General features: G+C 69.8%; 13 protein-coding genes. 4 read left to right on the forward strand and 9 right to left on the reverse strand.

Annotated elements, in window-relative coordinates:
* The 6 genes from FHT26_RS02815 to phaC form a co-directional block, all read right to left on the reverse strand.
* On the reverse strand, positions 1-1,440 hold the full coding sequence (locus tag FHT26_RS02815; protein ID WP_168558630.1) for an FAD-linked oxidase C-terminal domain-containing protein: 1,440 nt from the start codon (positions 1,438-1,440) through the stop codon (positions 1-3).
* 201 nt (positions 1,441-1,641) lie between these two features.
* Positions 1,642-2,577, reverse strand: a complete 936-nt coding sequence (locus FHT26_RS02820) for a LysR substrate-binding domain-containing protein (protein WP_168558631.1) — start codon at positions 2,575-2,577, stop codon at positions 1,642-1,644.
* A gap of 61 nt (positions 2,578-2,638) precedes the next feature.
* Positions 2,639-4,531 carry a thiamine pyrophosphate-binding protein gene (locus FHT26_RS02825; RefSeq protein ID WP_168558632.1) on the reverse strand — a complete coding sequence of 631 codons (1,893 nt, stop codon included), beginning with the start codon at positions 4,529-4,531 and terminating at the stop codon, positions 2,639-2,641.
* 466 nt (positions 4,532-4,997) lie between these two features.
* Entirely contained in the window at positions 4,998-5,735 is a 738-nt protein-coding gene (gene phbB / locus FHT26_RS02830; RefSeq protein ID WP_168558633.1) for an acetoacetyl-CoA reductase, read from the reverse strand.
* 116 nt (positions 5,736-5,851) lie between these two features.
* Positions 5,852-7,030: an acetyl-CoA C-acetyltransferase gene (locus tag FHT26_RS02835; protein WP_168558634.1), complete on the reverse strand. Its 1,179-nt coding sequence runs from the start codon at positions 7,028-7,030 to the stop codon at positions 5,852-5,854.
* Positions 7,031-7,108: 78 nt separating this feature from the next.
* Entirely contained in the window at positions 7,109-8,734 is a 1,626-nt protein-coding gene (phaC, locus tag FHT26_RS02840; RefSeq protein WP_168558706.1) for a class I poly(R)-hydroxyalkanoic acid synthase, read from the reverse strand.
* Positions 8,735-8,925: 191 nt separating this feature from the next.
* Between phaC and FHT26_RS02845 the strand changes: the two genes are divergently transcribed.
* A complete protein-coding gene (locus FHT26_RS02845; RefSeq protein WP_168558635.1) occupies positions 8,926-9,213 on the forward strand; it encodes a hypothetical protein in 288 nt (95 codons plus the stop codon).
* Here FHT26_RS02845 and pgeF read toward each other — a convergent pair.
* The 3 genes from pgeF to FHT26_RS02860 form a co-directional block, all read right to left on the reverse strand.
* Complete coding sequence (gene pgeF / locus FHT26_RS02850; protein ID WP_168558708.1) at positions 9,145-9,849, reverse strand: peptidoglycan editing factor PgeF; 705 nt, start codon at positions 9,847-9,849, stop codon at positions 9,145-9,147. The genes FHT26_RS02845 and pgeF overlap by 69 nt on opposite strands.
* A 77-nt stretch (positions 9,850-9,926) precedes the next feature.
* Complete coding sequence (gene maiA / locus FHT26_RS02855) at positions 9,927-10,565, reverse strand: maleylacetoacetate isomerase (protein WP_168558707.1); 639 nt, start codon at positions 10,563-10,565, stop codon at positions 9,927-9,929.
* A gap of 28 nt (positions 10,566-10,593) precedes the next feature.
* The gene (locus FHT26_RS02860; protein WP_168558636.1) at positions 10,594-11,301 is read right to left on the reverse strand and encodes a fumarylacetoacetate hydrolase family protein; all 708 of its coding nucleotides are present in this window, start codon (positions 11,299-11,301) and stop codon (positions 10,594-10,596) included.
* An 80-nt stretch (positions 11,302-11,381) separates the two neighbouring features.
* Here FHT26_RS02860 and FHT26_RS02865 point away from each other — a divergent pair, with 80 nt between their 5' ends.
* From FHT26_RS02865 to FHT26_RS02875, 3 genes are read left to right on the forward strand one after another with little or no spacing between them, the layout of a single operon-like run.
* Positions 11,382-11,927, forward strand: coding sequence for an NUDIX hydrolase (locus tag FHT26_RS02865; RefSeq protein WP_168558637.1), 546 nt, complete (start codon positions 11,382-11,384; stop codon positions 11,925-11,927).
* A 46-nt stretch (positions 11,928-11,973) separates the two neighbouring features.
* On the forward strand, positions 11,974-14,202 hold the full coding sequence (locus tag FHT26_RS02870; protein ID WP_168558638.1) for a type I secretion system permease/ATPase: 2,229 nt from the start codon (positions 11,974-11,976) through the stop codon (positions 14,200-14,202).
* Positions 14,199-15,647: an HlyD family type I secretion periplasmic adaptor subunit gene (locus tag FHT26_RS02875; protein ID WP_246867668.1), complete on the forward strand. Its 1,449-nt coding sequence runs from the start codon at positions 14,199-14,201 to the stop codon at positions 15,645-15,647. The genes FHT26_RS02870 and FHT26_RS02875 overlap by 4 nt, the downstream gene beginning before the upstream one ends.
* The last annotated feature ends 50 nt before the right edge of the window (positions 15,648-15,697 follow it).

The following is a 15,697-nucleotide window of genomic DNA, read 5'->3' on the forward strand; positions in this document are numbered from 1 at the left end:
TCACTCAGGAACCGCGATCACCTTGCCGGGGTTCAGGATGTTCAGCGGGTCCCACGCTCGCTTCAGCTGGCGCATCAGGTGCACCGCGTTGGCGTCGAACTCCTCGGTCAGCAGCACCACCTTCTGCGCGCCGATGCCGTGCTCGGCGGTGCAGGTGCCTTCCATGCGCAGCGCCCGGCTCATCATCCGCTGGTTCAATCGCTCGGCCTCGGCCATCTCGGCCGGATTGTCCGGGTCGGCAATGATCAGGCACAGCAGGTGGCCGTCGCCCACATGACCGAACAGCGGGCACAGCAGCGATGACCGCCGCGTGTCCTCGATGGTCTCCTCGATGCACTGCGCAAGCCGCGACAAGGGCACGCAGGCATCGGTCGTGAAGGTGCGCCAGCCCGGCCGCAGCCGCTCGCAGGCGGCGAACGCGGTGTGGCGCGCGCTCCACAAGCGGGTGCGGGCTTCCGGCTGGTCGGCCCAGTCGTAGTCGTCGCCGCGGTGTTCGCGTGCGATGTCGCGCACGATCTCGGCCTGCTCGGCCACGCCGGCCGGCGTGCCATGGAATTCCAGGAACAACGTCGGCCGCTCGGTGAACAGCGTGTCGGTGTGCAGGTTGACGGCGCGCAGCGCCAGCGCGTCCATGAACTCGGCACGGGCCAGCGGAACGCCGGTCTGGATGGTCTGGATCACCGTGTCGACCGCGCTGCGCACGTCGGGGAAGGTGCACACCGCCGTCGCGATCGCGTCGGGCCGCGGGTACAGCCGCACCGTCACTTCGGTGATGATGCCCAGCGTGCCTTCGCTGCCGACGAAGATGCGCGTCAGGTCGTAGCCGGCCGACGACTTCTTGGCCCGGCGCGCGGTGCGGATGATCCGGCCTTCGGCGGTGACGACCGTGAGCGCCAGCACGTTCTCGCGCATCGTGCCGTAGCGCACCGCGCTCGTGCCGCCGGCACGCGTCGCGGCCATCCCGCCGAGCGAGGCCTTCGAGCCGGGGTCGATCGGGAAGAACAGCCCGGTGTCCTTCACCTCGGCATTCAGCTGCTCGCGGGTGACGCCGGCCTGCACCGTCGCGGTCAGGTCCTGCGCATTGATGGTCATCACCTCGTCCATCTCGGACAGGTCGATCGAGATGCCGCCCACATGGCCGAGCACATGGCGCTCGAGCGACGAGAACATGCCGAAGGCAGTCACCGCGACCCGGTGCATCGCGCACAGCCGGACGATCTCGGCGACCTCCTCGGTCGCGTGGGCGAAGACAACGCCGTCGGGCGCCGTCGTGTCCGACGGCGACGCCTCGCAGCCGTGCTGCTCGCGCATCGAGCGGCCGAGCTTGAAGCGCAGGCCGAAGCGGTGTCGCAACGCGTCGAGCAGCGCCATCGGCGCACCCGTCAGCACGGTCGCGGGAGGGGCCGCAAAGGCGGCGGCAGCAGTCGCAAGATCGATCATGTGGTCCTCTCTGACAACGTCAAGTGAGACGGCGGTGAACACGGCGCCTGTTGGCCGGCGCTCGGCAAGGTGGAAAGACTAGCGACGAATCGCCGCGAGCGCGCCGGCAGCGCCATAGCTTTTCGAGAACGCGCCATCTGCTTCAGCGATCACGGTCACCGACCGGCACCGCGCGACTGCAATTTCTTGCAGCCGCACGGGTCATGCGCCGGCGCTCAACAGGCGCACGCCGCGCCACGACGCATTGCGCACCGCATGGCGGATCGCGGTGGTGGCGGCCGCCAGCACGCATTCGGCGGCACGCGTCTGCTTGACGACGGTGGTCGCGCACACCGACACCGTGCGCGTGATCGACGGCCGCGTGATCTCGATCACCGCGAGCTTCTTCTGCAGCACATCGAGCTCGATGCTGGGCCACGACAGCACGGTCGCGGCGATGTCGGTCGCGACCGCCTGCTTCAGCAGCGTCAGCGAGTTCATCTCGGCGATGACGGTCGGCGGCGACAGGCCCTCGCGCATCATCACGCGCTCGACGCGGTGGCGCACGCCCTGCTCCAGCCCCGGCAGCACCAGCTCGATGCCCTGCAGTTCACGCAGCGTGATCACCTTGCGACGCGCCAGCCGCGACTTCGGGTTGACGACCAGGAACAGCCGCTCCTCCATCACGCGCACCATGTCCAGCCCTTCGAGGTTGCCGTCGTCGAACGCGATGCCGAGCATCAGGCGGCCGCTCTTGACCCATTCGAGCACCGTGCCGCTCAGCTCCTCGTAGACCTGCAGCCGGATCGCCGGATAGCGCGTGCGGACCTCGTTGAAGATCGGCAGGCCGAGCGGCGCGACCATGCACAGCGGCATGCCGATGCCGACGTGCCCGGTCGGCTCGGTCGAGCAGCTGGTGACCGCATCGTGCGCATCGTCGGCATGCTTCAGGATCGCCTGCGCATAGCGGTACAGGTGCAGTCCGCATTCGGTCGGCGACACGCCGCGCGAGCTGCGGTTCAGCAGCAGGCTCTTGAACTCGTCCTCCAGTGCGGCCACCTGGTGGCTCAGTGCGGATTGCGCAACGTGCAGCACGCCGGCCGCGCGGGACAGGCTGCCCATGTCCACGATGCGCACGAAGTAGCGAAGCTGTCTCAACTCGATTTTCTCGTCCTCCTGGGGGGCGTCCACCCGCGCCGCATGCCGCGCGGTCGCGGGTTCAGCGCTCGCGCGCCAAGGCGGGCCGGGTCCGTCCCTGCTCGACCGCTGGTCCGGCCGCTGGTTCGACGACCGGTTCGACGACCGGCTCGACGACCGGCTCGACCGCCGGCTCGACCGCCGGCTCGACCGCCGGCCCGTCCACGGGCTCGAATCGCAACGGATCGGCGAGCGACAGGTCGACCTGCAGCAGGTAGGGTTCATCGCTGGCGAGGCATTCGGCGATCGCCCGCTCGATCGCGGCGGCCGACTTCAGCCGGTGGATGCGCCATCCGAAGGCGCGCGCGACTGCCGCGATGTCGGGGCGCTGGATCATCACCGACGGCGACGCCGCACAGGCCGCGGCACTGCGACGCAGGTCTGCCACCGGCGGCGGGAAAACGATCAGCTTCAACGGCCAGCCGTGGTCGTAGACGGACTGCAGCTCATGCAGCGTCGGCAGCAGCGCGTTCGCATCGCTCAGGCACACCACCGGCCGCCGCGGTTGCGCCGCCAGCACGCCGATCGCCGCGGGCAGCGCGAAGCCCGGCATGCCGACACCCGCCGACACCAGCCAGCGGCCCGGGAAGCGGTGCTGCAGGTGGCGTGCACCGGCCCCCTGCGCCAGGCCATCGTCGACGGTCACGACGGCATCGAGCGACGCCAGCGGATCGCGCAGCGCGCGCAGCACCTGGTCGGCGATCGGCGCCCGGGGCTGCAGTACGTCGGCCGGCGCGGCCTCGTGCCGCCAGCCGTCGATCGCCTGCCACCACGGCAGCAGCCGGGCGCTTGCTCCGTCGTCGGCCGCGACGCGGAACGCGGGGTCCTGCAGCCAGTGCTGCCCGAGCCCCTTCAGCACCTCGGCGCAATCGCCGACCAGCGGCGTGGCGGCCGGACTGATCTTGTTGATGCTGGTCGGGTCGATGTCGACATGGATCAACGCGCCCGGCAGGCTCTCGCCGCGCGGCCACGACCGCTCGTCGAGGCGCGTGCCGACGCAGATCACCAGGTCGGCGTGACGCAGCGCCAGGTTCGCGACCGGGCTGCCCTGTTCGCCGAGGCAGCCCAGGCAGCGGCGATCGGTCGACGGCAGCGCGCCGAGCGCCGACATCGTCAGCACGCACGGCAGGTCGGCCACCTGCGCGAATGCGGCCAGCGCCTCGCTGGCGGCAGCACCGGAGCGGATCACGCCGCCGCCGGCGTACAGCACCGGCCGGCGCGCGGCGCGGATCAGTGCGACCGAGTGCACGAGCCGTCGGTCGGGCGGCGAGCGGGGCACCTGGCCCGCACGCGAGCCGCTGCGCGCGGCCATCGCCGCGGCGCTGCCGGTTGCCGGCCGCCGCACCGGCACCTGGGTGCGCTGCACGTCGATCGGCACCTCGAGCAGCACCGGCCCGCAGCGTCCGTTGCGCGCGACCTGCACCGCACGGTCGACGATGTCGGCCGCATCGTAGGCCGCGTCGATGCGCCGGCTCCATTTGGTCACCGAGCGGGTGATGCCCAGCGCATCGCACTCGCGGAACGCATCGGTACCGATCAGCGCCGAATCCACCTGCCCGGCCAGGCACAACACCGGCACCGAGTCGGCCATCGAGCTCATCAGCCCCGCGACGGCCGCCGCCACGCCGGACCCGCCCGACACCAGCACCGCGGCCATCTGCCCGGTCGCCTTCGCGTAACCCTCGGCGGCGTGCACGGCGGCCCGCTCCTGCGACAGGCGCACGACGCGCACGCCGGCGCGCGCACCGAGCGCCTCGCACAGCGGAGCGATCAAGGCCCCGCCGCTGCACAGGAAGAACATCGTCACGTCGCGGTCGACCAGCGCCTGGACGACGGCCTGCGATCCGGACTGGCGGCGCGCCGTCAGTTCGAGTCGGCGAGAGCCCGGCCGGCTGTCGTCGGACGGATCGGGCACTGGCTCGGGGAGGGGATGGGCGGGGGGCTGGGAGTGCTCCATGCGGGGGCTCTGCACGCTGACGGGACGGGGGGACAGCAACGAAACAACGGCGACGAAACAGCGGCGACGAAACAAGCAGGACGGCAACGGCGAGCCGATCGCGGCGGGGCGCCAGCTTGCGTCTCAATTGCGGGGAAATCGTGCAGGCCGATGGGCCGGGTTCCCCGCCGGCTGCGGATGGGTGAATCCGGCGGCGCGTGGCGAATGGGTGCGAATGCTAGTGAGCTTTCGCGAGGCGGGCCATATCCTCTGTCGATAGCGCCATCTGCGAAATCGATGGCCCGGGTCGAGGTGGCTCAGCGTGGTGCAAGAAAGTGCAGGTGTACCCCGCGAACATCGTTGCAGGCGCGATGAAAACAGCCCCGGCCGCCAGCGTGCTGGCAACCGGGGCTGCGGGAACAGCGAACGGTGGCGCGCGCGGGCGTCAGCCCATGTGCAGCCCGCCGTTGACCGAGAAGTCGGCGCCGGTCGCGAAGCCGGATTCGTCGGAGGCCACCCACGACACGATGGACGCGATGTCGTCCGGCGTGCCCAGGCGCTTGACCGGGATGCCGGCGACGATCTTGTCGAGCACGTCCTGGCGGATCGACTTGACCATGTCGGTCGCGATGTAGCCCGGCGACACGGTGTTGACCGTCACGCCCTTGCTCGCCACTTCCTGCGCCAGCGCCATCGTGAAGCCATGCATGCCGGCCTTCGCCGCGGAGTAGTTGGTCTGGCCGAACTGGCCCTTCTCGCCGTTGACCGAGCTGATGTTGATGATGCGGCCCCAGCCCTTTTCGAGCATGTCGTCGATCACCTGCTTGGTGACGTTGAACAGGCTGGTCAGGTTGGTCTCGATCACCGCATCCCAGTCGGCGCGGCTCATCTTGCGGAACATGCCGTCACGCGTGATGCCGGCGTTGTTGACCAGCACGTCGATCGGGCCGAACTCGGCCTTGGTCTTCTGGAACGCCGACACGGTGGAATCCCAGTCGCCGACATTGCCGACCGACGCGTGGAAGGTGAAGCCCAGCGCCTTCTGCTCGGTCAGCCATTTCGTGTAGTCGCGGCTCGGGCCGCAGCCCGCGACGACGAGGAAGCCGTCCTTGTGCAGGCGCTGGCACATCGTGGTGCCGATGCCGCCCATGCCACCGGTGACGTAGGCGATCTTCTGAGTCATTCTTTTCTCTCCTGAAATGGTATGCAGACACCCGAGCGTCGTCGCGCCGGGGTGCCGCGTCAACCGGGGTTCGCCCTGGGCTCACCCTGGCTTAATGTTCACGCCCGGCGTGGTGCTCAGCGCTCGACCGTCAAGGCAACACCCATGCCACCGCCGATGCACAGGCTGGCGATGCCCTTCTTCGCATTGCGGCGCTGCATCTCGTGCAGCAGGGTCACCAGGATGCGGCAGCCGGATGCACCGATCGGGTGCCCGATCGCGATCGCGCCGCCGTTGACATTCACCTTGCTGACGTCCCAGCCCATCTCGGTGTTGACCGCGCAGGCCTGGGCCGCGAAGGCTTCGTTGATCTCGAGCAGGTCGAGCTCGCCCGGCTTCCAGCCGGCGCGCTGCAGCGCCTTCTGCGAGGCCGGCACCGGCCCGATCCCCATCAGCGCCGGGTCGAGCGCCACCGTCGCATAGCTCTTGATGCGCGCGAGCGGCGTCAGGCCGAGCTGGTCGGCCTTCTTCGCGCTCATCACGACCACGCCGGCCGCGCCGTCGTTCAGGCCCGAGGCATTGCCGGCCGTCACGCCGCCGGCCTTGTCGAAGGCCGGGCGCAGGCCCGCCAGCGCTTCGGCGTTGGTCTTGCGGTTGATGAACTCGTCGGCCGCGAAGACGATCGGGTCGCCCTTCTTCTGCGCGATGCTGAACGGCACGATCTCGTCCTTGAAGCGCCCGGCATCCTGCGCGGCGGCCGCCTTCTGCTGCGAGGCCAGCGCCAGCGCGTCCTGCGCCTCGCGGCTCACGCCGAACTTCTTCGCGACGTTCTCGGCGGTGATGCCCATGTGGTATTGGTTGTACACATCCCACAGGCCGTCGGTGATCATCGAGTCGACCAGTTTCCAGTCGCCCATGCGCTGGCCTTCGCGCGAGTTCGGCAGCACGTGCGGTGCGAGGCTCATGCTTTCCTGGCCGCCGGCGATCACGATCTCGGAATCGCCGTCGCGGATGGCCTGTGCCGCCAGCATCACCGCCTTCAGGCCGGAGCCGCAGACCGCGTTGATGGTCAGCGCCGGCACCGCCTGCGGCAGCCCGGCCTTGATGACGGCCTGGCGCGCCGGGTTCTGGCCCGAGCCGGCGGTGAGCACCTGGCCGAGGATGACCTCGTTGACCTGGTCGCCGCTGAGCTTCGCGCGCTTCAGCAGTTCGGCGATGACGGCCGCGCCGAGCTCGGGGGCCGGCGTCTTGGCGAGGGAGCCTCCGAACTTGCCGACGGCGGTGCGGGTGGCGGCGACGATGACGATGTCGGACATGAAAGTCTCCTGTTGACGGATGTTGGTCGGAATGTGGTGCCGTGCGGGGTCGCGGTCAAGCGCGGGCGGCGTTCGACTTCAGGCCTTTTGCTTCACATAGCGCCCCGGCGCCGGCTCGATCGGTTTGTGCCTGCGGCTGCCAGGGTTTTTCGGGGCCGGCACCTGCCGGCCGGCATGGCCCGCGAGCCAGGCGTCCCAGTCGGTCCACCAGCTGCCGGGGTGCTCCGTCGCGGCCGCCAACCAGGCCTCGGCGCTGGCCGGCTGCGATGCCTGGGCGGGGCCGATCCAGTGGCTGCGCTTCTTCTTGGCCGGCGGGTTGATGACGCCGGCGATGTGGCCCGACGCGCCCAGCACGAAGCGCGTCTTCGCCTTCTTCAGCACCTGCGTGTTCCGCCAGGCCGCGTCCCACGGCACGATGTGGTCCTCGCGCGAGCCGTAGACGTAGGTCGGCGCATCGACCCGGTTCAGGTCGAGCTTCTCGCCGCACACGGTGAGGCGGCCCGGTTTCACCAGGTTGTTCTCGAGGTAGGTGTTGCGCAGGTACCAGCAGTACATCGGCCCCGGCAGGTTGGTGCTGTCGCTGTTCCAGTACAGCAGGTCGAACGGCGGCGGCGTCTCGCCCTTCAGGTAGTTGCCGACGACGTAGTTCCACAGCAGGTCGTTCGGGCGCAGCGCGCTGAAGGTGGAGGCGAGCTCCTGCCCCTTCAGCAGTCCGCCGCCATTCGGGCTGCCCGGGCCGAGCGTCATCTCGCGCAGCTGCACCATCGCCTCGTCGACGAACAGGTCGAGCACGCCGGTGTTGCTGAAATCGAGGAAGGTGGTGAGCAGCGTGATGCTCGCCGCCGGCTTGCTGCCGCGCGCGGCCAGCACCGCCAGCGCGCTGGCGAGGATGGTGCCGCCGACGCAGAAGCCGAGCGTGTTCAGCGTCTCGACACCGGTGATCTCGCGCACCACCTCGATCGCGCGGATCGCGGCGTCTTCGATGTAGTCGTCCCAGCCGAGGTGCGACAGGCTCGCGTCGGCATTGCGCCAGCTGACGACGAACACCCGGTGGCCCTGCGCGACCGCATGGCGGATCAACGAATTCTCGGGTTGCAGGTCGAGGATGTAGTACTTGTTGATGCATGGCGGCACCATCAGCAGCGGCCGCTCGAACACCGTCTTCGTCAGCGGCTTGTACTCGAGCAGCTGGAACAGCTCGTTCTCGAACACCACGCTGCCCTCGGTGGTCGCGACGTTGCGGCCGACCTCGAACACGCTTTCGTCGGTCTGCGAGACGTGGCCCTGCTGCAGGTCCTGCACCAGGTGCTGCACGCCGTGCAGGATGCTCTCGCCCTGCGTCGTCAGCGCGAGCTGCAGCGCCTCGGGGTTGAGCGGCAGGTAGTTGCTGGGCGAAGCCGCGGCCACGTACTGCTGCACCGCGAAGCGGATGCGCTCGCGCGTCTTCTCGTCGCCCTGCACGCTGTCGGCCAGCGCCGTCAGCGTGCGGGCGTTCAGCAGGTACATGCGCGCGGTGAACGACGCCATCGGGTTGTCGGCCCAGGCCGGGCTGCTGAAGCGGCGATCGCCGAGCGGCTCGGGCTTGTGCGCGGCGCCGTTCGACGGCGCGGCAGCAACGCTCTGGTTCCACAGCGCACTCGCCTGGGCCATGTAGTCGGCCTGCAGCGCGCTCAGCTGCGGCACCGGCACGCTCAACCCGCTCATCGACTTGAAGACATCGCCGATCGTCGCGCCGAAGGCATCCGCATGCTCGTTGGCCACGGCATCGGGCACCGCTGCTGGTTTCTTCACAGGTCTCCTTGCCGGCCTCGTGCGGGCCTCCGTGGTGTCGTTCGACGGGTTCGGTTTCGGGTCACACTCGATGCTTCGCCATCAGCCGCCGGGCGGCCTCAAAAATGTACCTCGTCGCGATTGCCTGGATGTACGTGGTTGTCATGATGAGCATCGCCGAAGCGACCAGCTCGCAAGGCACCGTGCTCGGCGCGGTCTTCACGCTGCTGCTGTATGGCGTGCTGCCGTTGTCCATCGTGCTGTACCTGCTGGGGACGCCGTCGCGCCGGCGCGCGCAACGGCAGGCCGAGGCGGCCGACCTCGCCTTGGCCACCGCGGAACCTTCAGCGCAGCCAGACGGCAGCGGCCATCCGGCCGGTGATGCGGTCGCGCCGGAACGAAAAGAACCGTGACGCATCATCGACGGTGCACCAGGCGCCGCCATTGACCTGCGTCACGCCGAGGCTCGCCAGCCGGCGGCGCGCGAGTCCGGGCAGGTTGGCCATCCACTTGCCGGCCGCGTGGCTGCGGAACAGCGCGGGATCGGCCTGCCGCGGGTCGTCGCCGAACGCCTGCACCACGTCGGGCCCGACCTCGAAGCGCCCGGGGCCGATGCAGGGCCCGAGCCAGGCCACCAGCGCCGCGGGTTCGCAGCCGGCCGCATCGCACAGCGCCGCCACGGTGTGGTCGAGCACGCCGCCGGCCAGGCCGCGCCAGCCGGCATGGGCCGCCCCCACCGCCTGCACGGCCAGCGCGCCGGTGGTCGCCAGCAGCACCGGCAGGCAATCGGCCACCTGCACCGTGCAGGCCAGGCCGCGCTCGGTGGTGATCGCGGCATCGGCCTCTTCGAGCGGCGCGTTCGCCGAGCCCCGCACCAGCCGCAGCACCCGCGTGCCGTGCACCTGCTTCATGAAGACCGGCGCCGCGCCGGTGGCCGCCGCGAAACGCGCGCGGTTCGCGGCCACCGCCTCCGGGTCGTCGCCGACCGCGATGCCGAGGTTCAGGCTGGCCCACGGCGGCGCGCTGAGCCCGCCGCGGCGGGTGCTCATCAGCGCGCCGACGTGGTCGAGCGCCCAGTCGGGGCGAAGCGCGTCCTGCAACGGCGTGGTGTTCACGGCAATGCCCTTCAAGCCGCGTCCGGGCAGGCCGACGGCTGCGCGCCGCTGAACGCGTCGAGCCGCATGCATTCGTCGAACACCCGCATCACCGTCGGCACGTGGTCGAGCCGGCAGTTCAGGCGCTGCGCGTTGAAGATCTGCGGCACCAGCGTGATGTCGGCCAGCGTCGGCTTGTCGCCGTGGCAGAAGCGGCCGGTCTCGGGCTGGCTCGCGAGCTGGCGCTCCACCGTCTCGAGGCCGGTCTCGCACCAGTGGCGGTACCAGCGGTTCTTGTCGTCCTCGCTGACGCCCAGGTCGTGCAGCAGGTAGCGCAGCACGCGCAGGTTGTTCAGCGGGTGGATCTCGCAGGCGACGTCCATCGCGAGCGCGCGCACGCGCGCCCGGCCGAGCGGGTCGGCGGGCAGCAGCGGCGGCTGCGGATGGGTTTCGTCGAGGTACTCGATGATCGCGAGCGACTGCGACAGCAGCGCGCCGTCGTCCTTCAGCACCGGCACCAGCCGTCCGGGCGACAGCGCGGCAAAGTCCGGTTGCGTCTGCTCGTTCTTGACGAGGTGCACCGGCACGTAGTCGTAGTCCAGCCCCTTCAGCGCGAGCGCGACGCGCACGCGGAACGAGGCCGACGACCGGAAGTAGCTGTAGAGCTGCATGCCGCGGGCGCCTTTCAACGGACCACCATCAGCGCGCGACCAGCCGGACCTGCAGGCTGCCGACGCCGTCGACCTGCGCGCTCAGCGTGTCGCCGGCGACGACCGCGGCCACGCCCTCGGGCGTGCCGGTGAAGATCAGGTCGCCCGGCGCCAGCTCCCACAGCGCGGACAGCTGCTCGATGATCTCGGGGATGCTCCAGATCAGCTTGCCGATCACGCTGTGCTGGCGCACGCTGTCGTTGACCTTCAGCTCGATGCGCGTCGCGGCGCCCACGTTGCATTGCGCGGCCGGCCGCACCGGGCCGATCGGCGCCGATTCGTCGAAGCCCTTGCCGCTGCACCACGGGCGCCCTTGCTTCTTGGCCTCGCCCTGCAGGTCGCGGCGCGTCATGTCGAGCCCGACCGCGTAGCCGTACACATGCTCGAGCGCCGAAGCGGCCGGGATGTTGCGCCCGCCCCGGCCGATCGCCACCACCAGCTCGACCTCGTGGTGCAGGTCCTTCGTGACGCTCGGGTAGTGCATCTGCCCCAGCGTGCCCTCGGCCACCGGCAGCACCGCGTCGGCGGGCTTCATGAAGAAGAACGGCGCCTCGCGGCCGCTGTGGCCCATCTCGATCGCATGGTCGACGTAGTTGCGGCCGACGCAGTAGATGCGGTGCACCGGGAAGGTGTCGCCTAGCTGCGCGCCGACGACGGGCACGGAAGGGGTGGCCGGGACCGGCACGACGTGGCTCATGGAAAGCACTCCGCAGAGAGTCAATAGGGGATGCCAGGATGATGCCATGAGGTGCGAAACCTCAAGGCTAAACTCGGGCGATGTTCAAAGCGCGAAGCTTCAAGCACTGCAAGGCGTGTGGTTCGGCGGTCACCTACAGCATCCCGCCGGACGACAACCGCGAGCGCGCCACCTGCGGCGCCTGCGGTGCGATCCATTACGAGAACCCGCTGAATGTCGTCGGCACGCTGCCGGTGTGGCAGGACCAGGTGCTGCTGTGCCGCCGCAACATCGAGCCGCGCCACGGCTTCTGGACGCTGCCGGCCGGCTTCATGGAACTCGGCGAGACCACCGCCGCCGGCGCGCTGCGTGAAACCGACGAAGAGGCCGGCGCGCGCATCGAGATGCAGGCGCTGTTCACGCTGCTGAACGTGGTGCGCGTCGGGCAGGTCCACTTCTTCTACCGCGCTCGCCTGCTCGACACCGATTTCGCGCCCGGCCCCGAGACGATCGAGGCGCGCCTGTTCCGCGAAGAAGACGTGCCGTGGGACGAGCTCGCGTTCCCCACGGTGCGGGAAACCTTGAGGCGCTTCTTCGACGATCGACGCCGGGGTCAATTCGGCTTTCATATGGCCGATATCGATTGACGGCGCGCCGCGTCGCCGTTCGAATCCAGCAGTAACCGCGACATCGATGACCGACCCTCGCCCCCTGCCCTCCGCTGCAGCCCATGCCTCGTCCGACAAACCGGCGGAGGCCGCGCCGCTGCGCCTGCGCGAGGACCTGATCCATCCCGATCCGCTGCTCGACTGCCTGGTCGAGATCTGCCGGCTGAACGGCCAGGCGGCATCGCGCGCCTCGCTGTCGGCCGGGCTGCCGCTGGGCGCCAGCGGCAAGGGCCGGCTGACCATCGAGCTGACCGAGCGGGCCGCCGCGCGCGCCGGCATGGCGACCAAGCTGCAGCGCCTCGCGCTGCCGCGCATCGACGCCGCCGCGCTGCCGGCCATCCTGATCCTGAAGGACAACCAGGCCTGCGTGCTGCTGCGCATCGAAAGCGGCGGCAAGGCCGGCAAGGTGGCCCGCGTGCTGCTGCCCGAAACCGGCCAGGGCTCGATCGTGCTGCCGGTCGACGAACTGGCGCGCCGCTACACCGGCGTGGTGCTGTTCGTGCGGCCGCATTTCCGCTTCGACGCACGCACCCCCGAGGTGCGCAAGGTGCGCCAGCGGCACTGGTTCTGGGGCGCGGTGCTCGAGCAGCGCATCGTCTACCGCGACGTGTTGTGGGCGGCGCTGCTGGTCAACGTGTTCGCGCTGGTGTTCCCGTTGTTCTCGATGAACGTCTACGACCGGGTGGTGCCGAACAACGCGGTCGAGACGCTGTGGGCGCTGTCCATCGGCGTCGTGCTGATCATGTGCGGCGACCTGTTCATGCGGCTGCTGCGCAGCCACTTCGTCGACGAGGCCAGCGCGCGCATCGACGTGCAGATCTCCGCCACGCTGATGGAGAAGGTGCTCGGCATGCGGCTCGAGAACCGGCCCGAATCGGTCGGCTCGTTCGCCTCGAACCTGCGCGGCTTCGAGCAGGTGCGCGACTTCATCGCGTCGGGCACCGTCACCGCGCTGATCGACCTGCCGTTCGCGCTGCTGTTCGTCGTGGTGCTGGCCTGGATCTCGCCGTGGCTCGCGGTGCCGGTGGTCGCGGCCTTCACGCTGATCCTGGTGATCGGCTACGTGCTGCAGCACCGGCTGCACGAGCTGTCGCAGACCACCTACCAGGCCTCGGCGCAGCGCAATGCGACGCTGATCGAGAGCCTGACCGGCATCGAGACCATCAAGTCGCTCGGCGCCGAAAGCGTCGTGCAGGCCAAGTGGGAACGCGCCAACGCCTTCCTCGCGGTCACCAACGTGCGCATGCGCGCGCTGTCGTCGGCGGCCAACTACGGCACCAACTGGCTGTCGCAGGGCGTCACCGTCGCGATCGTGATCGTCGGCGTGTACCTGATCAGCCAGCGCGAGCTGACGATGGGCGCGCTGGTGGCGTCGTCGATGCTCGCGTCGCGCGCGCTGCAGCCGGCCGGGCAGATCGTCGGCCTGCTGATGCAGTACCAGGGCGCGCGCACCGCGATGGAGTCGCTCGACAAGATCATGGAGAAGCCGGTCGAGCGGCCGCCGGGCGAGAACTTCGTGCAGCGCGCGCAGCTGCGCGGCGACATCGAGTTCCGCAACGTCAGGTTCAACTACCCCGGCCGGCAGGATGCCGCGCTGGACGGCATCAGCTTCAAGATCCAGGCCGGCGAGCGGGTCGCGCTGATCGGGCGCGTGGGCTCGGGCAAGTCGACGATCGAGCGGCTGATCATGGGGCTGTACCAGCCGAACGACGGCGCGGTGCTGCTCGACGGCATCGACCTGCGCCAGCTCGACCCGGCCGACGTGCGCCGCAACCTGGGCTACGTGTCGCAGGACGTGACGCTGTTCTACGGCAGCCTGCGCGACAACATCACCTTCGGGCTGCCGTATGCCGACGATTCGGCCATCGTCGCGGCGGCCGAACTGGCCGGCATGAGCGGCTTCATCGACCGCCACCCGCGCGGCTTCGACATGACGGTCGGCGAGCGCGGCGAATCGCTGTCCGGCGGGCAGCGGCAGGGCATCGGCCTGGCGCGCGCAGTGCTGCACAACGCGCCGATCCTGCTGCTCGACGAACCGACCAGCGCGATGGATTTCTCGACCGAGGCGCAGATCACGCACAACATCGGCAACTTCGCGCAGAACAAGACGGTGGTGCTGGTGACGCACCGCACCTCGCTGCTCGCGATGGTGACGCGCGTGATCGTGATCGACGGCGGCAAGATCGTCGCCGACGGCCCGCGCGACCGCATCATGGAAGCGCTGCAGAGCGGGCGCATCGCGAGGGCCGCATGAGCGCGCGCAATGAAGGCGGCCTGAACCGCGTGCTGATCAAGCTCGGCCTGGCGGTGATGTGGGTGCTCGAGCGCGTGCGCCGGCTGCTCGACCCGATCACCCGCCGCGTGCTCGGCCCGGTGGTCACGCCCGACAACGCCGCCGATGCCGGCTTCCGCAGCTTCGAGGCCGAGGCCGACCAGGTGATGTCGCGCAGCGGCACCCACCATGCGCAATCCATCGTGCGGGCGGCGCTGCTGATCGTCGTGCTGCTGGTGGGCTGGGCCGCGCTCGCCCACGTCGACGAGGTGACCAAGGGCGACGGCAAGGTGATCCCGTCGCGCCAGCTGCAGGTGGTGCAGTCGCTTGACGGCGGCGTGGTGTCGGAGATCCTGGTGCGCGAAGGCGAGGTGGTCGAGGCCGGCCAGCTGCTGCTGAAGATCGACGAGACGCGCGCCACCTCGGGCGTGCGCGAGAGCAACGCCACCGGGCTGGCGCTGAAGGCCCGCCAAGCGCGGCTGCAGGCGCTGGCCGACGGCTCGGTGTTCACGCCGCCGACCTCGGCCGACCCGGACGAGCAGCGCATCCTGCTCGGCGAGCGGCAGCTGTATGAAGCCAAGCGTTCCGAACTGGAGACGCTGCTGTCGATCAACCGCCAGCAGCTGCAGCAGCGCCAGCAGGAGCTGACCGAGATGCGCGCCCGCAAGGCCTCGGCCGACCGCGGGCTCGAACTGGGCCAGCAGGAACTCAACAAGACCCGGCCGCTGCTGGCCAGCGGCGCGGTGTCGGAGGTCGACATCCTGCGGCTCGAGCGCGAGGTGGCGCGCTCGCGCGGCGAATCGGAGCAGTCGGCAGCGCAGATCGCACGGGTGCAGGCCGCCATCGGCGAGGCCGAGCGCAAGAGCCAGGAGACCGAGATCGGCTTTCGCAACGAGGCGCGCAAGGAACTGGCCGAGGTGGCCGGCAAGCTGAACGCGCTGAACGAAGGCGCGGTGGCACTGACCGACAAGGTGACGAAGTCGCAGGTGAAATCGCCGGTGCGCGGCCGGGTGCAGCGGCTGCTGGCCAACACCGTCGGCGGCGTCGTGCAGCCGGGCAAGGACATCGTCGAGATCGTGCCGCTGGACGACCAGCTGGTGCTCGAGGCGCGCATGGCACCGAAGGACATCGCGTTCATCCGCCCCGGCCAGGCCGCCACCGTCAAGTTCACCGCCTACGATTTTTCGATCTACGGCGGCCTGGAAGCGCAGGTCGAGAACATCAGCCCCGACACCATCACCGACGAGCGCGGCAACGCGTTCTACCTGGTGCGGGTGCGCACCACGCGCTCCAACTTCAGCGAGAAGATGCCGATCATCCCGGGCATGACGGCCGAGGTGAACGTGTTGACCGGCCAGAAGACCGTGCTCGCCTACGTGCTGAAGCCGGTGCTGAAGATCAAGGCGAACGCGCTGCGCGAACGCTAGGCGGCTGCCCCGGCTCAGGCCGGCAGTGCATCCACCGGCGCCGGTCTTGC

Origin of the sequence: Rhizobacter sp. SG703, assembly GCF_012275445.1 — a bacterium.
Lineage (GTDB): Bacteria > Pseudomonadota > Gammaproteobacteria > Burkholderiales > Burkholderiaceae_C > Rhizobacter.